Genomic DNA, 21,518 nt, shown 5'->3' on the forward strand with positions numbered 1-21,518 from the left:
GAACGGTACTAGTAGTCTGTCAAAAAGACTTCACTCAATTCGCCCCCCATTCATAGAATGTAACACAGAACGAGAACACGACGAAAGCCCTCGGCACGCTCTCCCTTTCGATCCACCAGGGCCGCAGAACGCCTGCCCTTCCCCGTTGAGCGAACTCGACGAGTTCGCGAGCAACGCGAGCGAACGGCTCGGAAGACGCTCGCGTCTTCCGGTGGACGAGCGAACGCAGTGAGCGTGCCGGGGGCTTCCGAGGCGTTCTCGATCATTTTGACCGATGCTCGTGACGGGATACTATATCGAAAATGGACAAAATATTGATGGGTTGAGAGACGACTAGCCGACGTTTTTCAGCAGCAGTGTTACTGCGTGGGCTGGGTGACGGCCTGGGCTTCGCGGGCTTCGTAGGCGTTGTAGCCGGCGAGCCCGGCGATCAGCAGTCCGGAGGCGAGCGTGCTCCAGAAGAGCCCGCCGAGCATCTCGAGCAGGGCGGCGGCGACGATCAGCCAGATGCCGAGCAGGGCGACGAGCGTGGAGACGCCGATGCTGAGCGGGACGTCGTTCGAGAGCCGGTAGACGTTGTAGCCGGCGGCGAGCAGGACGAGCAGGCCGACGAGCACGTTGTTCCAGATGGATGCGGTCGCGGCATCGAGTAGGAAGACCGAGATGGCGACCCAGAGGCCGACGGCCGCGGTGATCGCGCTGACGGCGACGGTCTTCCGGCGGCGTTCCTCGCTGGCGAGCTGGGTGGTGTCGTCGCGTCGGTCGATCCCCTGGTCGTCGCGGTCGCCGTACCCGGTCCCGGAGTCCGGCTGCTCCCCGGGTTCGGTGTGGCCCGGCTCGTCGACGTCGTCGGCGCTCGGGTCGCCGACCGGAGACGCCGCCTCGTCGTCTCGACCCGGGATCGACGGCGTCTCGTCGGCGCTCGAGTCGGTGTTCCACGGTTCGTCCTCGTCTCGCCTGTCGAGGATGCTCTCGTCCGACGTCGACTCCGCTGGACTCGAGTCCTCGGTCCGTGTGGCCGGCGTCTCCGGTTGCTCGCCGCGACCAGCGTCCTCGGCATCACCACGCTCCTCGTGGCGCTCGGGCGCGTCGCTCGAGTCCGAATTGGCTACTGGATCCGGCTGGTCGCGACCCGGACTCGAGTCGTCTCCCGGCTCGCCTTCGTCGCCGTCACGGTCGCTCATAGCTGACGGGCCGCGTGCGACCGGGAAAAGGGCCGCGACCGTTTCGTTTCGACCGCGGAGCCGCGGGTCCGTAACCCGCCGTTACCGGGCACTGTCGTGTCAGTCGCCGCCGGGGTTCCACGCCGCCGCCCGCTCCCAGAGATCGTCGAAACTCCGGCCGAGACTGGCGGCCAGGTCGACGTCACGGAAGTCGACGACGGCGAGGAGTTCGTCGTCGGCGGCCGGGTTCACCACCTCGAGACAGACCTCCTGGTCGTCGAAGAGGATGAACCGCTGTGGTGGCACGCGTTCGGCCACGCGAACCTCGAGCCCGTCGTCGACGAGACGCTCGAGGGTCTCCGTTGCGTTCGCAAAGTCGGTCGCGAGCAGGCGAACCTCGACGCCGCGCTCGAGCAGTTGTTCGATTCGCGCGACGGCGGCCGATCGGAGTTCCGGCCCGACGTCGAGACTCTGGACGACCACCCGCACTGACGCGTCCGCTGCAGCGAACCGCTCGTCGAGCAGGTCGCGGGCAGCCTCGTCGCCGAGCGCGCTGGTCGCGAACCCCTCGCCGCCGTCGTGGTCTGGAGCGAGCGCAGAGAGCGTCGTCTCCGCGCGGTCTGCGACGTGTTCATACGACGTGCGACGCTGCTCGAGTTCGTCTACCCGGCGCTCGAGCAGCCGGTCGACGGCGGCTGTCGGCTCGACGTGGGTGTACGTTCGCGGGCGGCCGTCGTCGGCCCTGACGAGCGCCCGATCGACGAGCCCGTTCAGCACGTCGTAGACTCGGCCACGCGGGACACCCGATTCCGCAGCGAGGTCGTCTGCGGTCATCGCACCGTGTTCTGCGAGCGTCACGTAGGCCCGGGCCTCGTAGTTCGAAAGGCCGAGTTCGGCCAGTAACTCGGCGCTGTCGTCGTCCATACTCGACCCACGATCGGATGAAACAACAAGCTTGTGGTTTGTAATAGAAAACATTATGAATCAGCTGTCAGAACTGCCGGGCAATGAGAGTCAACCGGCTTGCCACCCTGGGAGTCGTCCTGTTGCTGTTGGCCGGGTCCCCCTTCGTCGGTTCCGTCTCTGCCTCGAGTACGCCCGATTTCGAGGTGTACACCCCGGAGAACATCGTCGAACCGGGCGAAGAGACGTCGTTCGAACTCGAGCTTCGGAACGCCGCTTCCGCCGAGGAGGAGTCCGATACCGATCCTGGCGACATCCCGACGACCGAGGCCCGGGACGTGACGGTGACGCTCGACGGTGACGGTGGGCCGGTCGAGGTGAAAAGCGACGAGACGCCGATGCCGACCATGTCGGCCCAGGCGCTGTTCTCGGAGACGTTCACGATCGCCGTCGACGAAGACGCCGACGCTGGCGTCCACGAGGTCGACGTCGAGATCGAGTACACCAGATCGACTTCGAGCGGTGCCGAGCGGTCCGAAACCGAGACCGAGACCATCGAGGTCGTCGTCGCCGACGAAGCCCGGTTCGAGGCGGGTACCGTCACCTCGGACCTCGTCGTCGGCGACCGCGGGCTCGTCGCGATCGAACTCGAGAACACCGGCGCTGACGCCTCCGACGCGGTCGTCAGATTCGACTCGCCCGACGAGAACCTCGAGGCACTCAGACCGGTCACCGAGGATTCGGAACTCGAGACACAGGGGAGTAGGGCCTACGTGGGCGACTGGGACGCCGGTGAGAACCGGACCGTCGTCGTCGCGATGGAACTGGCAGACGACGCCGTTGCGCGAACCTACCCCGTCTCCGCGACGGTCCAGTTCCGCGACGAGGAGGGCGTCGACCGGACCGCCCGAGAGGTCCGGGTCGGCGCACGCGCCGCCCACGAACAGTCGTTCGCCGTCGAGCAGCTCGAGTCCGACCTCTACGTCGGCGAAGACGGCACCGTCACCGGGAACGTGACTAACGAGGGGCCACACGCGGTCGACGGTGCGGTCGTCGTAATCGCCGACAGGGGAAGCGTAGATCTGGTGCCACACTTCGACGATCGGCTCGGTCCGACGTCGAACGTCTACCCGCGAGAGACTCACTACGCCGTCGGTTCCCTCGAGCCCGGCGAGTCGGCACCGTTCGAGTTCCGGCTGGGCGTCGGTAGCGAAGCCGAACCCGGCCCACGCGTGCTCGAGGCCGACGTCAGGTATCGTAACGCCGACGGCGACGTTCGGATGACCAACGAGCCGGTCGACCTCACGCTCGACGTCCAGCCCGACCGCGACGAGTTCGCCGTCGAACCCGTCGACTCGACGCAGACCCTCGGGGAGACCCGCGTCGTAAAACTCGAGGTGACGAACCGGCTCGAGGAGACGGTGACCGACGTCGAGGCGAACGTCTACACCGACGATCCGCTCGACGACGAGGGTGACGACCCCCTGATCCCGGTGCTCGAGCCGGGCGAGACGGCGACGGTCGCCGTCGAGGTCTCGGTCGCCGACGACGCTACGCCCCAGACGTACCCACTGCGGGTCGACTTCCGGTACGACGACGAGCGCTCGAACTCACAGCTCACGGACACCTACCGGGTTCCCATCGAAGTCGTCGAACCCGACGACGGACCCATCTCCGCGCTCGGACTTGCCGTCGCCCTGCTGACACTCGGGGCCGCTACAGCCGTCGGCTGGCGCTACCGCGCCCGCCTCGAGCCCTACGTCGACGGTATCCCCTATCTCGAGAACCTGCCCCACGCGGAGACCCCAGAGCGGATCGCCGCACTGGTCGCCCGCCTGCCCGTCGGCGAGCCATCTGACACACTCGACGCTCGTTCGGGCAACGGCTCGGCCGGTCCACTGGCCGACGACTCGAACGGCGGATCGACCACGGACGTGACCCAGACCTTCGACGAAGCCGCGGTCGCGCCAGCCGACCTGCTCGAGGACGACGAGGAGGCTGCTGGCGATGGCAGTGCTGTCACCGACGACGACAGGCCTGACCCGCTCGCGACCGAGGCGTCGGATCGGGACGACACGCAGAACCGTGACGAAGAGCCGGCCGAACGACCGGCAGACGTCGACGACACCTGATCCGATGGCCCCACCCTCGATCGAGCGAACGCTCGCGGCGTCCACCCGCGTCATCACGGAGCGACCGGGCACGATCGTGGTCGCGTTCTTGCTCCTGACGGCGCTGTTTGCCGGCGGGTTCAGCGACATCGAGATGGAAGAAGGACTCGACACCTTCGCCGAGGGTGTCGAGGCGCAGGAAGCGCAGGATCAGATCGAATCCGAGTTCGAGCCACCGTTCGAATCTGACGCGCCGACGACCCAGCTCATCCAGCGCGGCGAGAACGTCCTGACGAAAGACGCCCTGCTCCGGCTGCTCGAGTTCCAGCACCACCTCGAACGCGGCGACGACTATCGCGTCGAGGAGACCTCGAGCATCGCTGAGGCGGTCGTCCAGTCGATCGACCCGACCGCGGAGAGTCGCGAGGAGCAGATCCGGGCGCTCGAGGACGCCTCCGACGGCGAGGTTCGTGAAACGATCCGTGAGCTGTCCGAGGAACCGGCGTTCACCGCGTCCCTGAGCGACGACTTCAACCCCGACGAGCCATACGCGTCGGCGACGATCGCGACGGCGACCCACGATGGTGGTGCTGACGCGGAGGTGGTCCAGTTCCGGGTGCAAGACGCCGCCGCGTCGATGGACGGCGAGTTCGTCGTCTTCGGCGGCGGGATCCTCGACGCAGAGTTCGAGAACGTCATCGAGGATTCGCTCGCGATCATCGTCCCGGTGGTGATCGTCCTGATCCTCGCGTTCCTGGTCGCCGCCTACCGCGACCCGTTCGACCTGTTGCTCGGTCTGGTCGCGCTCGTGATGGCAGTGATCTGGACGTTCGGGTTCACCGGCTACGCCGGCATCCAGTTCACCGACATGATGATCGCCATCCCGCCGCTGTTACTGGCGATCGGGATCGACTTCGGCATCCACGCCGTCAACCGCTACCGGGAAGAACGGGTCGACGGCGCCGGCATCCACGACGGAATGCGCGAGGCCGCGACCCAGTTACTGGTCGCCTTCTTCATCGTCACGGGGACGACTGTCATCGGCTTCGGCGCGAACGTCACCAGCGACCTCGAGCCGATCCGGGACTTCGGATTCGTCGCGAGCGTCGGCATCGTCTTTACGTTCCTCATCTTCGGTCTCTTCCTCCCCGCGGCGAAGGTCTGGCTCGACGACGTTCGGGCGACCTACGGTCTCCCGACGTTCGGGTCGTCACCACTCGGCTCTGAAGACTCCACGCTCGGCCGGGTTCTCCCCGTCGGCGCACATCTCGGAAACCGGGCTCCCGTGACGATGTTGCTGGTCGCGCTCCTCGTCACGGCCGGGGGCGGCGCCTACGCCACGACCGTGGACACGACGTTCGAGGAAGAAGACTTCCTCCCGCCGGAAGAGCTCCCGGACTACGTCGAGGCCGTTCCCGGTCCCATGGCTCCCTCGGAGTACACCGCGACCGGGACGATCAACTACCTCGAGGACACCTTCGAGAGCGGCGAAGACGACGAGGTGACGGTCTACGTCGAGGGGCCGATCGCCGCCGATCACACCCTCGAGTCCATCTATCGCGCCAGCGAAGACCCTCCCGAGACGGTCGTCACGACGACCGACGGGACCGCCGTCGTCGCCGAACACGAGAGCGTCGTCGACGTCATGCACGAATACGCCGCCGACGACGTGGCCTACGCTCGCGCACTCGAGGCCAACGATCGGAGCGGCAGCGGCGTTCCCGACCAGAACGTCGAGTTTCTCCTCGAGGAACTGCTCGCTTCCGAGTTCCGCGAGGACGCCCTCGAGTACGTCACCGAGGATCTGGACAGCACCCGGGTGATCTACACCGTCGAAGCCGACGCGACTCAGGCCGAGGTCACCGCCGACGCCGAGGAACTCGCCGACAACTACCGACTCGAGGCGACGCCGACCGGCGACGTCGTCGTCTTCCACGAGATTTCAGAACTCATCCTCCGCTCGTCGTTGCTCAGTCTGGGCCTCGCGATCGTTTTCACCGCGGCGTTTCTCGTGGCTATCTACCACGTTTTCGAGGGGCGAGCCTCGCTCGGAATCGCGAATCTCGTCCCGATCGTGGTCACGGTGGGTGTACTGGGCGGGACGATGCCACTGCTTGGAATCCCGCTGAACGCGCTGACGGGGACCGTGCTCTCGATCACGATCGGCGTCGGCGTCGCCTACTCGGTCCACGTCACTCACCGGTTCGTCGACGAGTACAACGAGTGTGGCGACGGTTACGAGGCGCTACTGATCACGCTACAGGGAACCGGTGGTGCGCTCACCGGGTCGATGCTGACAACCCTCGGCGGGGCCGGGTCGCTCGTGCTGGCGATCACGCCGCTGCTCGGCCAGTTCGGCTTCCTCATGGTGGTCAGCGTCATCTACTCGTACCTCATGGCGGTCCTCGTCTTGCCACCGACGCTGTTGCTCTGGGAGCGGTTCGCAGGGTGAGGACTGTCAGCCGTGGAGGCCGAGTCGAATAAACTAAGAGTCGACGCTCGTTCGTTCACGAAAACGAGGGCGTCTCCTCGGGATCGAAATGTTATCTCAGCTATATTCAGTCGGAGGCAGCGGCTCGAGAGAGCGTGATCTACGATGACGGGCGGAGACGAAGAACTCGCGAAAGACCTCGGTCTGATCTCGGCGCTGGCGATCGGCATCGGGACGATGATCGGCGCCGGGATCTTCGTCCTGCCGGGCATCGCCGCACAGGAGGCGGGTCCTGCCGTCGTTATCTCGTTCGTCATCGGCGGGATGATCGCGATGATCAACGCCTTCTCGGTGAGCGAACTCGGCACGGCGATGCCGAAGGCGGGCGGAGCCTACTACTACATCAATCGTGCCCTCGGGCCACTGTTCGGCTCGATCTCGGGTATGGGCGACTGGATCGGACTCGCCTTCGCGAGTGCGTTCTACGCGATCGGCTTCGGCGGCTACCTCGCAGACTTCCTCGACGGTGCCACCGTTACGCTTCCTGCACTGGGGGAGGTCGCTCTGTTGCCGACGATCGTACTCGGTCCGCTCGTCCTCACTGACGTTCAGGTCGGGGCCGTCGTCGCCGGCATCATCTTCGTCGGCGTGAACTACATCGGGGCCAAAGAGACCGGCGGGGTCCAGACCGCGATCGTTACCCTCCTGCTCGGGATTCTCACGATCTTCGCCCTCGTCGGCTTCTTCTCGTTCGACTGGGGGACAGTCGCCGCCGACGGAAGCTACTTCCCGGAGGGAACGGTCACGATCCTCCCCGGCGCGGCGCTCGTCTTCGTCTCGTACCTCGGTTACGCGAAAATCGCCACCGTCGGCGAGGAACTCAAGAACCCCGGCCGTAACCTCCCGATCGCTATCATCGGCAGCGTGGCGATCGTGATGGTCATCTACACCATCCTCGTCGGCATCCTGATGGGGCTGATCCCCCACGAGGAATTCTTCCTCGAGACCGTCGAGAACGCACCGATGTCCTACGCCGCCGAGATCGTTTTCGACTACGAGTTCGCGGTCGTCGGCTTCGAGATCCCCGTCCTCGGCGTCGGCGTGACGTCGATTACGCTCGGGGCGCTGCTCGCGACCGCCTCCTCGGCCAACGCCTCGATCCTCGCGTCGGCGCGGATCAACTTCGCGATGGGCCGGGACAAGATCGTCACCCCTGCACTCAACGAGATCCACCCGCGATTCGCGACGCCGTACCGATCGATCGCCGTCACCGGGGCCATGATCGTCGTCTTCATCATCGGGCTCGGGGAAACCGTCGAGATCCTCTCGAGTGCCGCGAGCGTCCTCCACCTCGTCGTCTACGCGCTGATCAACGCCTCACTGATCGTCTTTCGCGAGACGCAGCCACCCGAGTACGATCCGGACTTCGAGGTGCCGTTCTACCCGTTCCTGCCGATCGCCGGGTTCGTCCTCTCGCTGGCGCTGATCTACTTCATGGACCCGCTCGCGACACTGATCAGCGCCGTGTTCGTCGTCTTCGCCGTCTTCTGGTACTTCCTCTACGCTCGAAGCAAAACCGACCTGTCTGGAATCCTCGGGACCTACATTCTGGACCGCTCCGAAGAGATGCCGGACGTCGCGGTGACGGCCGCGAGCGCGGTCCAGCCAGAGAGCGACGACGAGTACACCGTGGTCGTGCCGGTCTCGAACCCGAGAACCGAGTCGACGCTCCTCTCGCTGGCGAGCGTCGTCGCGAAGGCCAACGGCGGCCGCGTCCAGGCCGTCCACGTCGTCGAAGTCCCCGACCAGACACCCCTCGAGGAGGGCTCGGAACACCTCCGACAGATCGACGACGAGTCACAGAAACTGATGACACAGGTCCGCGAGCGCACCGAGACGCTCGACGTCCCGGTCGACGTCCGAACCGTCGTCTCCCACCGCTCGTTCGAGGAGGTCTTCAACGTCGCCCGCCGGGAGAACGCAGACACCGTCGTGATGGGCTGGGGGCCGGACCGTCACTGGTCTGCCGGCCGCGTCGAACGCCCGCTCGACGAACTCACCCACGACCTCCCGTGTGACTTCCTCGTGCTCAAAGACCGCGGGCTCGACCTCGAGCGCGTCCTGGTGCCGACCGCGGGCGGCCCCGACTCGGTCCTCAGCGCCGAAGTCGCCCGCGACCTGCGCGATCAGGTCGACGCCGACCTCACCCTCTTGCACGTCGTCGACGACGAACGTCAACTCGAGGAGGGCAAGACCTTCCTCGAGACGTGGGCCGAGGAACAGGGGCTCGAGGACGCGACGATCCGCGTCGACGCCTCCGGGAGCCCGGACGAGGCGATCGCCGCCGCCGCGGCCGACCACACGCTCGTGATCCTCGGGGCGACCGAGCGGGGCCTCCTCTCGCGGCTCGTTCGTGGCTCGCTCGCGTACGACGTGGTCGACGACCTCGACACGTCCGTGGTCCTCGCCGAACGACCGACCTCGCGGTCGCTTCGCGAACGGCTGTTCGGTCGCTGACCGCCGTCGACGCGTTCGGGAACGGCTTTAGGCCCCCGGCCGCTACGGGACAGGTATGACCGACGACGACGCAGCCGCGGGCTGGTTCGTGGCGCTCGATCCCGACGATCCGAGCCTCGAGTCGGCCACCGAGGCCGTACGCGACGGCTCCGCGTCGACCCCGCGTAACTGGCCGACGCTGGCTGTCGAGGCTGGCGTCGCCGACGACGCCGAGGACTACTACGACCTCCTACACGAGGCGACCGTCGACGCCACCCGTGAGGCCGTCCGTGAACGAGAAGCGGCCGACGACCGCCAGCTCGTCCACGCCGTGCGCGCGATGGACGACTGCGAGCGAACCGCGAACGAACTCGCCGAGCGCCTCGCCGAGTGGGCCGGGTCGGTCGATCCCGACGCTGGCGTCGGCGTCGAGTACGCCCGCGATCTCACAGAGCGTGAGGACGTTCCGCTCCGGATCGCGTCGCTCGCCGAGCGCGTCGTCGCCCTCGACGACGAGACCGCCGACCTGCGCGAGTACGTCGAACGGGAGACGCCCACGATCGCACCGAACCTCGCCGCGCTGGCCGGCCCGGTCCTCGCCGCCAGACTGCTCTCGCTCGCTGGCGGCCTCGAGCCCCTCGCAAAGAAACCGAGTGGGACGATCCAGGTGCTCGGCGCCGAAGACGCGCTGTTCGCCCACTTGCAGGGCCACGCTCCCTCGCCGAAACACGGGATCATCTACGTCCACGACGCGGTCCGGGGAACACACCCGGACAATCGCGGCTCGGCCGCGCGGGCGCTGGCTGGCAAACTCGCCATCGCCGCACGCGTCGACCACTATTCCGGCGAGATGAAGCCCGAACTCGAGGCCGAACTCGCAGAACGGATCGAGACGATTCAGTCGCGGACAGACGGATCGAACGCCGATGCCGACGACTCGAGCGACGACGAACCCGGAGGTGACGGTGATGACTGAACCGGAATCGCTCCCCGAGGGCGTCGAACGCCGGGAAATCGACGGCCAGCAGCGACTCGCGACCCGCGGTGAACCCGTCTACGGCGAGCCGACCGAGGGAGAGTGGCGCGCGTGGGACCCCACTCGCTCGAAACTCGGTGCAATGTTGGAACTGGGGATGGACACCGCCCTCGAGGGCGGCGACACCGTCTGCTACCTCGGTGCCGCGAGCGGGACGACGGTGAGCCACGTCGCCGACTTCGCCGGACCGACCTACGCCGTCGAGTTCGCGCCACGACCCGCACGCGACCTGCTCTCGGTCGCCGACTCGAGACCGCGACTGTTCCCCCTGCTCGCCGACGCCCGCAAACCCGAGACCTACGCCCACGTCGTCGAGGCAGACGTCGACGCGCTCGTCCAGGACGTCGCCACGCGCGGGCAGGCGCGGGTCGCTCTCGAGAACCGGCAGTTCCTCGCCGACGACGGTCGCCTCCTGCTGGCAGTCAAGGCCCGCAGCGAGGACGTGACACGTGACCCGAACGAGGTCTTCGCAGACGTTCGCGAGACGCTCGAGGAGGGCTACGAGGTGCTCGAGTCCCGGCGACTCGACGACTATCACGCCGACCACCTGGGGATCGTCGCGCGACCGCGGCGCTGACAGGCCCCCGGAACTGAAGGCGTGCGCAGCAAATCACAACCACTACTTCACCCGCTCGCCGAGTGCACCCCATGCAACTGGGCGTCATCGGACTCGGACGGATGGGACAGATCGTCGTCGACCGCGTGCTCGAGGCGGGCCACGACGTCGTCGCCTTCGACCTCGACGAGGAAGCCGTCGCGACGGCGGCCGATGGGGGCGCGGACCCGGCGGACTCACTCGAGGACCTGCTCGACCGACTCGGCGACGAGAAACGCATCTGGCTCATGGTCCCCGCCGGCGAGGCCGTCGATATCACGCTCTCCGAACTCGAGACCCATCTCGACGAAGACGACGTCGTAATCGACGGTGGAAACTCCTACTTCGAGGATTCGGTCCGCCGGGCCGAGTCCTGCCCCGCGGCCTACCTCGACTGTGGCACCTCCGGCGGCCCCGCAGGTGCGGAACTCGGATTCTCGCTGATGATCGGCGGCCCCGAGTGGGCCTACGAGGAGTGCACGCCGGTCTTCGACGCCGTCGCGACCGGTCCCAACGGCCACGAACGCGTCGGGCCCGCCGGTTCGGGTCACTACGTGAAGATGGTCCACAACGGCGTCGAGTATGCGCTGATGCAGGCCTACGGCGAGGGCTTCGAGCTCCTCCACGAGGGCCGGTACGACCTCGACCTAGAGCAGGTGGCGTCGGTCTGGAACAACGGCGCGGTCATCCGCTCGTGGCTGCTCGAGCTCTGCGAGGAGGCCTTCCGCGAGGAAGGGACCGACCTCGGGGACGTGGCCGACCGCATCGAAGGTGGCTCCACGGGGACGTGGACCGTTCAGGAGGGCCTCGAGCAAGAGGTTCCCCTCCCGTTGATCTACACGGCGCTCGGCGAGCGCTTCGGCTCGCGGGCCGACGACGGCCGGTTCTCGCGGCGACTGGCGAACAGATTGCGGTACGGCTTCGGGCGACACGAAGTGCAGCGACGGGACTGAGGTCAGTTCGCGTTCGCTCTCTGCATCCGCTGTGCGGTACGTGACGTGGCTTTTTACCGCCGATCGTGATACCGCGTTGTATGAGTTCCTGGGCCGGTGTGACGAGGTACAGTTCGTATCTGGTGGCAGTTGCGCTTGCGGTCCACGGGCTCATTCACTTCCTCGGAGTCGTGGTCTACTTCGAACTCCTTCAGCTCGCAGACCTTCCGTACAAGACGACGCTGCTCGGCGGGGCCGTCGCCGTGGGTGGGACGGGGATTCGGGTCTTCGCTGTATTGACCGCCGTGGCGGGTGTCGGATTCCTCGTATCGGCCGTCGCACTGGTCACCAACTGGCGATACTGGTGGTCTCTATTGTTCGCAGTGACGGCGTTTTCGCTCGTGCTTACCGCTCTCGACTGGACGGTCGCGTCGATGGGTGTGCTGGCCAATCTGGCGATTCTGGTCGGACTCGTCGGTTACAGATTCCGCGCGACCGTCAGATAGCCCGTGTGCCCCACGGGAGCCGTCGACGGGCGCGAGCCGCGGTCGTCGAACTGCATCTCCCGCTGGATCGTCTCTCTGGTGGTGACCTCGACGAGACCGGCTTCGCGCGCGGCCTCAGCGACTGCCCGCGTGGACTCGATGAATGGGCTGTAGACCGCGAGAAAGCCGCCCTCGACCAGCAGGTCCGGCGCGTGCGGAACCACGTCGGGCGCGTCGCCCGTATCGAGGGTCAGCACGTCGAACGACGAGGCCTCGAGCCCCTCGAGTTCCGCGGTCAGGTCGCCGGTCCGGACGTCGACACGGTCTTCGACCCCGCCGAGGGCCATGTTCTCGCGGGCGACGTCGGCGAAGTCGGGGTCACGCTCGTAGGTGACGACCGTCGCGCCCGCCCGGGCCATCGAGGCGGCGAGCACGCCGGTTCCGGTACCCGCATCGAGCACGCGATCGCCTGCGGCGACGCCGGTCTCGCCGATCACGAGACCGATATCGCGGGGCACCATCGGCGCGCCGGTGCGCTCGAAGTGGTGAAAGAGGTCCGGCCCTCGCAGTCGCCGGACGGTGAACGCCTCGCCGAGATGGGTCTCGACGGTGTCGCCGGGTTCGACGTCCTCGGGAACCTCGAGCACGCCGAGGTCGGTCCCCATTTCTTCGCCGGGTTCGACGAGAAACTCGCGGTCACCGCAGACGAGCAGGACGGGGACGCGGCCGGTGGACTCCGCCCCATCGGCGTCGCTGTCGTCGGCCGACGCGTCGCCTTCGAGGCCGGAATCGTCAGCGCCCGGCACGTCACTCGAGGGCGGCGATCGCCGCCGCGAGGTCGCCGTCTGCGTCCTCGAGGGCCTCGCGGGCCTCGTCCTCGCTCACGCCGGCGCGTTCGGCGACGAGCCCGACGTCTTCGTCGGGGATCGCGCTTCCGGCATCATCGGCGCTCGCGCCGGCATCGCCGCCCGCGGAGCCGGCTTCGACCTGCTCGGGCGAGCCGATGATCTGGTAGGTCTCCTGGCCGCGTGCGTCCATCTTGGTGACGTCGGCGTCACTGAAGACGAGGTCGTACTCGTCGGTGCGGATGATAACCTCTTCGGCGTCGATGTCGTCGACGTCGATGCCCATCTGTTTCATCATCTGTTCCATCTTGCGCGGGTTGAGCCCGCCGCCTCCTCCGAACATAGGCGAACCGTCGGCACGCGCAGTCTTTTATGCTGTGGTTCCAGCTAGTGTCATGTCACCCAGAGTGATGATCGACAGCACGGGTGAATCGAGTTGATTCTACCGAGACGGTACTCGACGGTGTCACACCCGGCGTACGAGAAGCGACCAAACGGCTAAGTGTCCGGTCGTCTACGCTCGAGACATGAGCGACAAAAAGTTCACGTTCGTCGAGTTGCATCTCGAAGGCGCACAGTTCGGTCCCAGCACGATTTCAGACGCGCTTCCGTTCGGTGACGCCGGACCGGCCCTCGAGGGCGAGGCTGAGACCGAGACCGAATCCGCCATCGAGGAGACGAGCGGCGACCTCGAGGGCGACGACGAGTCGGGATCGAAGGGAAAAGCTGCGATCGGTGCCATCGTCGCCCTCGCGTTCCTCGTCGGGATTGGCGTCGCCGTCAAGAAGTTCCGCGGCGGTGACGAGGAAGAGGCAGACGCGCTCGAGGAAGAACCCGAAGTCATCGTCAACTGACGGCCCGCCCGTCTCACCGTTTCCGTTCGTTTTCACCCACCAGTCACTACCACGTGCCAAACACTTTTCGTGTCGTATTGCTAACTGGTCGGTGTGAACCTCTCACGCCGTCGCGCACTCGCGGTCTGTGCCGCCGCGGCCGGCAGTGGCGGCCTCGTCTGGTACGCCCGGCGGGGTCACGAACCGATGGCCGGTCCGCAAACCCGCCCGCAAGCCACCGACGCGGGCCTCGAGGCGTTCGTCCGCGACACCACCGAGTTTGGAACCACTCTGCTCTCGGAACTCGCCGCGGACGAGCCGACTGGCAACGCGATGCTCTCCCCGCTCAGCCTCACCAGCGCACTCGCGATGGTCTGGGCCGGCGCTCGCGAGGAGACCGAACGACAGATCGCCGACACCCTCGAGTTCCCCCACGAGCAGGACGAACTCCACCCCACAGTCGGTGCGTTACTGTACGACCTCGACGGGCGCGCCGAGGACGCCGCCTCGCCCGGTCTGCTGGACCGCCTTCGGGGCGGTCGGGCGTTCGACCTCGCGGTCGCGAACGCCCTCTGGGGGCAGGAGCGCTTCCCCTACCGCGAGTCGTTCCTCGAGACGCTCGAGACCAACTACGGCGCTTCACTCCGGACCGTCGACTTCGTCGGCGACCCCGATGGCGCTCGTGAGGTGGTCAACGACTGGGCCGCGGCCGCGACCGACGGCCGGCTCGAGGACCTCCTCTCGGCGCAGGCGGTCACCGAGGAGACGCGGCTGGTCCTCACGAACGCCGTGACGCTGCTGGCCGACTGGGACGAACCGTTCGACCCCGAGGACACGACCGACGAGCCCTTCACCGCCCTCGACGGCTCTACCGACGAGGTGGCGACGATGACCCAGACCGAGGACTTCCCCTATGCGCGTACCGGATCGGGTCTTCAGGCCGTCGAACTCCCCTACGTCGGCCAGTCGGTCAGCATGGTGGTCGTGCTCCCGCCCGAGGGCGAGTTCGAGTCGTTCGAGGATGACCTCGACGCCGACCTGCTCGCGGAACTGCTCGCAGACCTCTCCGAACGGGAACTCAGGCTCTCGCTGCCACGGTTCGAGTTCGAGGTGGGATTCGACCTTCGAGAAACACTGTCCCGTCTCGGCATGCCCGACGCGTTCGATCCGGAGGCCGCCGCCTTCGATGGTATCGTGTCGGCCGACGACGCCCCCGACCTCCACCTCACGGATGTCCGCCACGAGACCTACGTCGCCGTCGACGAGGAAGGCACCGAGGCCATCGCGGCGACCGGTATCTCCGGTGGGCTCGCCTCAGGCCCCGCCGATATGACCGTCGATCGGCCGTTCTACGTCCTCATCCGGGACAGAGAGACGAACGCGCCCCTATTCCTCGGGCGCATCGTCGACGCTGCTGTGGCGCAGTAACAGTAGCTGTAGCAGTACCTGGAACAGTACCGGTTCTGTTGAACTCCCTAGCAGACGACTGGAGGCGGCTGCTGAATCCAGAGTATAGATGCAGCACAGTGATATCGTTTGTATCACGTCTAATTCTCCAAACATCTAAATACCATGTATGGGGACTAACAATCAACTCTGGTTCACTACCCTGCAGACTTTTCCCCTCTCCCAACTAACATCTAACCATGGAAATTGGCAACTTGCTGTCGCAATTTAGTGAATTCCTCGAAGGAGAGGATATGACTGGAAAACAGGCGGCTCTATTAGTTGCTGTCTGGATGGGGGCTACCGCTCTCTTTGGTATAGTTTCCTATATTGTAGTGTTCGTAATTATGGGTGTTTGATATTATTGCTTGCTCTGTCTCTCACCTGTACTGACCGATCACTACTGTCGTAAATCGAGGTGAAACCCGTGCAACATTCGCGCTTTGTATCTTGCAGGTCTCGTTCTAGTTATCCGGTAGCTGGCAGAAAGCGCGTGCAACATTCAGGCCAGCAACAAAGAGTCGGAAAGACGAAATGACAATAGCAGGCATGACTGAGTTTGTGTACCGAATAATCTGGGGCTGCTGATAAAAGGCCACGCTGATTTTAACAAACAGTACTAAGAATATTGTACATATTATAACAACCTTTTTTATGCGATGGTCGCCAACTTAGCAATACAATGGCAGTCACTTGCTCAAACTGCGACGAAGAGTTCGAAACCGCAGCAGCACTCACCCAGCACCTTCCGCTCCACCACAACACCTGCGGCGTCTGTAGCGAGAAATTCGACGATACAGAGTCCCTGCGCGAACACGTCCACGCATCGCACTGACCGAACTGTCCCTTTTCGTTCGTATCGTTCAGCCGCATTCGTTCTATTCAGCACTGATTTTCGTGGTCGACAGAGGACTGTATCGATAGGTCGTAATTCCGACCAGTCGAGATACGAACAGCCACCAGATGCTTCCGCTACGATCCGCACCGGATTAATAACGCTAGATTTAATATTATTAAACCCCGTGTTACCAGGTGCGAGAGACGTGAAGCAAGTGCGGACTCAGCATCGTACCCGTCTCTCGCCACTGGTCGGTAGCCAGCATCCGCCATCGTATGGCAACGACACCAGCATTCCCCTTTCTTCCTTTCGAACGGTAGCATCGAGACGGGGTAAGAGCAATCAACACCTCGAGTCGGCGCGCTGTCGACACGGCTACCCCGTCGAGATGAGCGATCGGTCGGTTCCCATCCCACGTCGCCTCCGTCACCGAAGTTCGGCCGAACGCTTTTGCGCGTCCTGCCCGTACGACAGGTGTGAATCTCTATCGTAGCGTCCGGACCGTCGCCGGCGCGTCCGGCCCCGACGCGATCGACTGGGAGTCGGCAGCCGACGCCGCCAGGGCCGGCACCGACCCCGGGTCGCTCGACCTCTCGGAAGCGGAGCGGCAGGGTTACGCCCGGGACGTCCGGGAGGCCCGGGCCGCCGTGCGATCGGTCTCCGGCGTCGACTTCGAGGTCCCCGACGCCGTCGAGATCCAGAACCGCCACCACTGGATCGACGCCAACGTCGAGACCTTCGAGCGCGTGATGGGGACGCTCGAGCCCCACACCGACGACTTCCCGGGGATTGCCCGGACGATCAACACGGGGACGATGACGATTTTGCTCGCGTACCTCGGGCGAAACGTCCTCGGGCAGTACGACCCGCTGTTGCTCGCCGATTCTCCCGACGCCGACCACGCGCTGTACTTCGTCCACCCCAACATCTGTGCGGCCGCCGACGCACTCGAGGTCGACCGCGAGCGGTTTCGCCGCTGGATCGCCTTCCACGAGGTGACCCACGCCGCGGAGTTCGGTGCTGCCCCGTGGCTCTCGACGCACCTCGAGGATCGGATGGAAGATGGCATCGCGACGCTCTCGACCGGGCGATTCGATCGTGAGGCCTTCCGGGACCTCGACGCGGCGATGACCGTCGTCGAGGGCTACGCGGAACTGCTGATGGATCACGCGTTCGACGACGAGTACGCGGATCTTCGGCGAAAACTCGACGAGCGCCGGCAGGGTCGAGGCCCGCTCCAGCGGACGTTTCGGCGACTGCTCGGACTCGGACTCAAGCAACGCCAGTACGAACGCGGCAAGCACTTTTTCGAACGCGTCGTTGCTGTCCGGGACCTCGAGACGGCGAGTCTGGTCTGGGAGGGCCCGGCGTACCTCCCGACCCACGACGAACTGGATTCGCCGGGGCTGTGGCTCCGGCGGGTCGACCGCTAGTGCCATTTCCGCAAACCCACGAGGCCACCCTCCTCCGATCGACGCCGCTCGAGCGGTGTCCCAGATTCGACCGCCTCAGAATTCCTCGCTCGTACTCACGTGCAACGTCGCGAACCGCCATGGTGCGGTCGACCGGTCGCTCGCCATCACGCTCGTCGCTGCCGTCGACTGTTCGCCACCGCTCGGGTCGGTGGTGGCCTCGCGGACGAGCGTGCCGCTCCATCGGGTTTCGAACGCCTTGCGCTCTTCGCTCTCTGCGTCGGTCCAGGCCATGGTCACCTCGTCTGCCATCGTGGCGAACCCGTCGCGCTGGTCAACGACGAGGTGGTGGCTCTCGACGGTCCAGTCGGTCGTCGTCTCCGTCTGGGTGCGCAGGGCCTCACAGACCCGGGAAGCGCCGAACAGCGCCTCGCTAATTCCGAACTTGATCGTCGACTCGCCCGGGAGCACGAACGGCTCGAGTGCCTCGCCGGCCCGGAGCGCGTCGTAGTACGCACGAACGGTCTCGTCGGCGCTTGCTGGGGCGTTCAGGCTCATGACTGGGACGTCACCGACCGCGTACAAAGCGTTCGCGGGGACACTCGCAGGCTGAGACGAGTCTCTCGCGTTCCGATCACATGAAGCCGCGGTCGACCTCGTCGGTCTCGATGAGGTCCTCGAGTTCCGCGTCCAGCAACTCGTCGGCCTCCTCGAACCGGGTTGCGAGGTCGTCGAGTTCGTCCGGACGGCCGTAGCCGTCGTACTCCATCGGGCCGAACGCCGGACTCTCGAGTGCGTCCATCACGTCGTCGAAGAGGTCTTGCGGCCGCGTCGGAGCGTCCGCGTGGGTCTCGAGAACCGTCTCGAGTCGCTTCGAGACCGTCTCGGCCTGGTCTTCGTCTTCGGGGGGCGACTGGACGGCGAAACGTCCGCCCGCGTCCTCCTCGGGGAGGAACGAGCCGATCTCGTCGTCCAGTTTGCGGGCGACTTGCGTGCCGACGCCACGTACCTGATAGGGATTTTTCGCGTATGTCTTGAGGAAGTAGACGCCGGCACGAGGGTGTGCGAGGTACAGTTCCTCACCGACACCGCGGGCGCGGTCGCCGGCGACCGCCCGCCAGCCCTGGGAATCGACGCCGCTGCCGGTCACGTCCTGCAGGACGTCCTGCCACTCGCGAATCCGCATGGCAGACGGTTTCGGCCCGCAGAGAAAGAACGTATCGGTTCGGAAAGAGTGACTGACAGAACGGACGATATATTCGCGTCGGAGCTCGTGAACCAAAAGAGATACCCTTGCTCGCTCGAAGAACTGGTAACTACCTGTTTCCATGCCTGCCCGTCGATCACTTCCGCTCGTCGAACTGTTTCGGACCGCCCCAGCGAAGAGTTTCCTCCTTACAGTCGGTCCACTGGCGCTCGCACTCGGCCAGCTCGCAAACGCCGCACTCACCGACTTCTCACCGATCCTCGCCGTCGGCTTCGCTGCCGTCATGGTCGCGTTCGCCGTCGTCGCGACCCGCCACCACGCCGCGGAGGTCCGTCTCGAGCGTCTCGAGGGGTCTCTGTCCTGGGACGATGCGACGCCCACGGCGGGCGAACTGAGTGACTGACGCGGTCGGACGGTTCTCTCGCAGCTCGTTTCGCAGGCCGGTCGTTTTCGCTCGAGTTCACCGGGTGAGCAACGTGTGATTGCGCCCGGTAATGGCTCCGAGTCGACACCGACGTTCGCGGACAGTCAGGGGACGAGGGCGTAGACGAATCCGACGTATCCGGCGAGTAATATCGCCCCGTCCAGCCGTGAGAGTCGGCCGCCGGTGGCCATCATCGCGACGAGAGCGAGCGTGAATCCGACGAGGACCGGAAACTCGAACTGCAGGGTCGACGTGGCCACCGGAATCGGCGTGACCACGGCCACGATTCCGAGGACGGCGAGCACGTTGTAGACGTTCGACCCGACGACGTTCCCGATGGCGAAGTCGACTTCGTCTCTGATCGCACCGACGACCGAGGCCGCGAGTTCCGGGAGTGACGTTCCGAGCGCGAGGACGGTGAGCCCGACGAACAGTTCCGAGAAGCCGAAGGCGAACAGTAACTCGCTGCCGCCGGTGATGAGCCACCGCGAACCGAGGACGAGGCCGACCAGTCCACCGAGCACGAGCGCCACGTCACGAACCCCGAATCCCGCTCTCGAGCGCGCCTCACTCTCTCCCTTCGATCGGCCGGGCTCCCGGCGAGCCGATCGAAACAGGAACGCGGTGAACGCGGCGAGCGTCGCGAGGAGGATCGTCCCCTCGAGTCGCCCGATCGTGCCGTCGGCGGCGAGAACGACGAGCAAGAGCGCGGCGAACACCATAAACGGGACGTCACGGCGCATGACGGTGTCGCTGACCGAGAGCGGACGGATCAGCGCCGCCAGTCCCAGTACGAGCCCGATATTGGCGACGTTCGATCCCAGGACGGTGCCGAGCCCGGTATCGGTCGAGACGTCGAGTGCACCGAGGACGGCGACGAACAGTTCCGGTGCCGTGGTGGCGAACGCGATCACCGTCACACCGACGGTCACCGGGCGAAGGCCGAATCCCAGCGCGAGGCGACCGGCACCGGCGACGAGCAACTCTGCTCCGACGTAGAGGACGACGACCCCGGCGAGGAGGACGAGGACGGCGCCGCCGGTGCCCGTGAACATGCAGGTGGGTACTCGAGAGCGTCGTATAAACGGCGCGGGACGGTTCTCGAGCCCAGGGGAGTGCGACTGGTGCCCCAGTAACTGATGCCCGTCGGCACACTACACTCGAGAGTCGAGAGCGAGGACCAAAATCAACGATCGTCCTCCCGTCGTAGCTTCATCTTGTGACCAGAGACACTTAAGCGACGCCGGCTCACCGGATCCGACTGGATCGTCACGAGCCTCGGACGGTCGTGGTCGCCCCCCGAGTCGAGTCGCTTGCTCTCGGCCCGCGTCGGGCCGCTGCCCCGGAATTTACTCGTCAGTCTGTGCGCAAAATGTGGGTTCCGAAACCCCTATTCACGCGCTGTCCCGAATGCGAGTAATGAGTCATCAGTTGCCCGACGTGCAGGCGACGTCGCCCGAGGTCACCGTCGGCCTCAGTCAGGTCGGCGTCACCGGCGTCGAGAAACTCGTGAAGATCGCTCGCGAGGACAAACGCCCGCTCGTCTTCACCGCGGAGTTCGAGGTCTTCGTCGATCTCCCCGCCTGGCGCAAGGGCGCGGACATGAGCCGCAATATGGAGGTCATCGACGAAATCCTCGAAGACGCTACCCGCGAGGAGGCCTACCGCGTCGAGGAAGTCTGCGGGGAGGCCGCCGAACGCCTGCTCGAGAAACACGACTACACCTCCCGCGCAGAGGTATCCATGGAAGCTGAGTTCATGCGCCGCGAGCAGACGCCCGCGACAGACCGCGAGACCCAGCACACCGTCGACGTCATCGCCTCGGCCACCGCAACGGAGGAGGGCACCCGCGAGGAGATCGGCACCCGCGTCACGGGGATGACCGTCTGCCCCTGCTCGCAGGGGATGTCCGCCGCGCGGGCGAAACAGACCCTCGAGGACCTCGAGGTCGACGAGGAGACGATCACGCAGTTCTTAGAGGAGGTCCCACAGCCAGGTCACTCCCAGCGCGGGCACGCGACCCTGACCGTGGAGACACCCGGCGACCCCGAGGTCGACCTCAACGACCTGATCGACGTCGCCCGGGACGCGATGAGCGCGCGGATCTACAACCTGGCGAAGCGACCAGACGAAGATCACATGACGTTCGCGGCCCACTCGGACGCGAAGTTCGTCGAGGACTGCGTCCGGTCGATGGCCGAGGGTGTCGTCGCCGAGTTCGACCACCTGCCCGACGACGCAGTGGTGACGATGAAGCAGTCCAACGACGAGTCGATCCACCAGCACAACGCCCACGCCGAGCGCGTCGTGGAGATGGCGACCCTTCGCGGGGAAGTCAACGGCGACGGCTCCTGACCGGGG

21 protein-coding genes are annotated in these 21,518 nt (G+C 65.6%); 14 read left to right on the forward strand and 7 right to left on the reverse strand.

Annotated elements, in window-relative coordinates:
• Positions 1–359 precede the first annotated feature (359 nt).
• Positions 360–902, reverse strand: a complete 543-nt coding sequence (locus B1756_RS12565; RefSeq protein ID WP_394340699.1) for an SPW repeat domain-containing protein — start codon at positions 900–902, stop codon at positions 360–362.
• Positions 903–1,283: 381 nt separating this feature from the next.
• Positions 1,284–2,087 carry a TrmB family transcriptional regulator gene (locus B1756_RS12570; RefSeq protein ID WP_086888857.1) on the reverse strand — a complete coding sequence of 268 codons (804 nt, stop codon included), beginning with the start codon at positions 2,085–2,087 and terminating at the stop codon, positions 1,284–1,286.
• Positions 2,088–2,170: 83 nt separating this feature from the next.
• Here B1756_RS12570 and B1756_RS12575 point away from each other — a divergent pair, with 83 nt between their 5' ends.
• The 7 genes from B1756_RS12575 to B1756_RS12605 all read left to right on the forward strand — a co-directional run bounded on the left by B1756_RS12575 (position 2,171) and on the right by B1756_RS12605 (position 12,173).
• The gene (locus B1756_RS12575) at positions 2,171–4,198 is read left to right on the forward strand and encodes a COG1361 S-layer family protein (RefSeq protein WP_228434361.1); all 2,028 of its coding nucleotides are present in this window, start codon (positions 2,171–2,173) and stop codon (positions 4,196–4,198) included.
• A gap of 4 nt (positions 4,199–4,202) precedes the next feature.
• Positions 4,203–6,629: an efflux RND transporter permease subunit gene (locus tag B1756_RS12580; protein ID WP_086890176.1), complete on the forward strand. Its 2,427-nt coding sequence runs from the start codon at positions 4,203–4,205 to the stop codon at positions 6,627–6,629.
• Positions 6,630–6,773: 144 nt separating this feature from the next.
• Positions 6,774–9,125 (forward strand): amino acid permease, encoded by a 2,352-nt coding sequence (locus B1756_RS12585; RefSeq protein WP_086888859.1) that lies wholly within the window; start codon positions 6,774–6,776, stop codon positions 9,123–9,125.
• A gap of 55 nt (positions 9,126–9,180) precedes the next feature.
• Positions 9,181–10,080, forward strand: coding sequence for an NOP5/NOP56 family protein (locus tag B1756_RS12590; protein ID WP_086888860.1), 900 nt, complete (start codon positions 9,181–9,183; stop codon positions 10,078–10,080).
• Positions 10,073–10,717: a fibrillarin-like rRNA/tRNA 2'-O-methyltransferase gene (locus B1756_RS12595; RefSeq protein ID WP_086890177.1), complete on the forward strand. Its 645-nt coding sequence runs from the start codon at positions 10,073–10,075 to the stop codon at positions 10,715–10,717. Before B1756_RS12590 ends, B1756_RS12595 begins: the two co-directional genes overlap by 8 nt.
• A 71-nt stretch (positions 10,718–10,788) precedes the next feature.
• Positions 10,789–11,688: a phosphogluconate dehydrogenase (NAD(+)-dependent, decarboxylating) gene (gene gnd, locus B1756_RS12600; protein WP_086888861.1), complete on the forward strand. Its 900-nt coding sequence runs from the start codon at positions 10,789–10,791 to the stop codon at positions 11,686–11,688.
• 80 nt (positions 11,689–11,768) lie between these two features.
• Positions 11,769–12,173: an ABC transporter permease gene (locus B1756_RS12605; protein ID WP_394340683.1), complete on the forward strand. Its 405-nt coding sequence runs from the start codon at positions 11,769–11,771 to the stop codon at positions 12,171–12,173.
• Here B1756_RS12605 and B1756_RS12610 read toward each other — a convergent pair.
• Both B1756_RS12610 and B1756_RS12615 read right to left on the reverse strand, forming a co-directional pair.
• Complete coding sequence (locus B1756_RS12610) at positions 12,146–12,958, reverse strand: methyltransferase domain-containing protein (RefSeq protein ID WP_086888862.1); 813 nt, start codon at positions 12,956–12,958, stop codon at positions 12,146–12,148. The two genes, B1756_RS12605 and B1756_RS12610, sit on opposite strands and share 28 nt — an antisense overlap.
• Before the next feature lies 1 nt (position 12,959).
• The gene (locus B1756_RS12615; RefSeq protein WP_086888863.1) at positions 12,960–13,340 is read right to left on the reverse strand and encodes a nascent polypeptide-associated complex protein; all 381 of its coding nucleotides are present in this window, start codon (positions 13,338–13,340) and stop codon (positions 12,960–12,962) included.
• A gap of 184 nt (positions 13,341–13,524) precedes the next feature.
• On the opposite strand from B1756_RS12615, the gene B1756_RS12620 reads away from it, so the two are divergent.
• From B1756_RS12620 to B1756_RS12630, 5 genes are all read left to right on the forward strand, one after another.
• The gene (locus B1756_RS12620; RefSeq protein WP_086888864.1) at positions 13,525–13,851 is read left to right on the forward strand and encodes a hypothetical protein; all 327 of its coding nucleotides are present in this window, start codon (positions 13,525–13,527) and stop codon (positions 13,849–13,851) included.
• Between the two features lie 93 nt (positions 13,852–13,944).
• Complete coding sequence (locus B1756_RS12625; protein ID WP_086888865.1) at positions 13,945–15,258, forward strand: serpin family protein; 1,314 nt, start codon at positions 13,945–13,947, stop codon at positions 15,256–15,258.
• Positions 15,259–15,476: 218 nt separating this feature from the next.
• Complete coding sequence (locus tag B1756_RS19675; protein WP_186336459.1) at positions 15,477–15,635, forward strand: hypothetical protein; 159 nt, start codon at positions 15,477–15,479, stop codon at positions 15,633–15,635.
• Positions 15,636–15,958: 323 nt separating this feature from the next.
• Positions 15,959–16,111, forward strand: coding sequence for a C2H2-type zinc finger protein (locus B1756_RS19680; RefSeq protein WP_186336460.1), 153 nt, complete (start codon positions 15,959–15,961; stop codon positions 16,109–16,111).
• 479 nt (positions 16,112–16,590) lie between these two features.
• Complete coding sequence (locus B1756_RS12630; protein ID WP_086888866.1) at positions 16,591–17,547, forward strand: zinc-dependent metalloprotease; 957 nt, start codon at positions 16,591–16,593, stop codon at positions 17,545–17,547.
• 75 nt (positions 17,548–17,622) lie between these two features.
• On the opposite strand, the gene B1756_RS12635 is transcribed toward B1756_RS12630, so the two are convergent.
• Both B1756_RS12635 and B1756_RS12640 read right to left on the reverse strand, forming a co-directional pair.
• Positions 17,623–18,084, reverse strand: a complete 462-nt coding sequence (locus B1756_RS12635) for a hypothetical protein (protein ID WP_086890179.1) — start codon at positions 18,082–18,084, stop codon at positions 17,623–17,625.
• A gap of 76 nt (positions 18,085–18,160) precedes the next feature.
• Entirely contained in the window at positions 18,161–18,712 is a 552-nt protein-coding gene (locus B1756_RS12640; protein ID WP_086888867.1) for a helix-hairpin-helix domain-containing protein, read from the reverse strand.
• 142 nt (positions 18,713–18,854) lie between these two features.
• Between B1756_RS12640 and B1756_RS12645 the strand changes: the two genes are divergently transcribed.
• Positions 18,855–19,136: a hypothetical protein gene (locus B1756_RS12645; RefSeq protein ID WP_086888868.1), complete on the forward strand. Its 282-nt coding sequence runs from the start codon at positions 18,855–18,857 to the stop codon at positions 19,134–19,136.
• A gap of 125 nt (positions 19,137–19,261) precedes the next feature.
• On the opposite strand, the gene B1756_RS12650 is transcribed toward B1756_RS12645, so the two are convergent.
• Positions 19,262–20,212, reverse strand: a complete 951-nt coding sequence (locus B1756_RS12650) for a calcium/sodium antiporter (protein ID WP_086888869.1) — start codon at positions 20,210–20,212, stop codon at positions 19,262–19,264.
• A gap of 364 nt (positions 20,213–20,576) precedes the next feature.
• Here B1756_RS12650 and mptA point away from each other — a divergent pair, with 364 nt between their 5' ends.
• Entirely contained in the window at positions 20,577–21,512 is a 936-nt protein-coding gene (gene mptA, locus B1756_RS12655; protein ID WP_086888870.1) for a GTP cyclohydrolase MptA, read from the forward strand.
• Positions 21,513–21,518: the final 6 nt, after the last annotated feature.

The sequence above is a fragment of the Natrarchaeobaculum aegyptiacum genome, from assembly GCF_002156705.1.
Classification (GTDB): Archaea; Halobacteriota; Halobacteria; order Halobacteriales; family Natrialbaceae; genus Natrarchaeobaculum; species Natrarchaeobaculum aegyptiacum.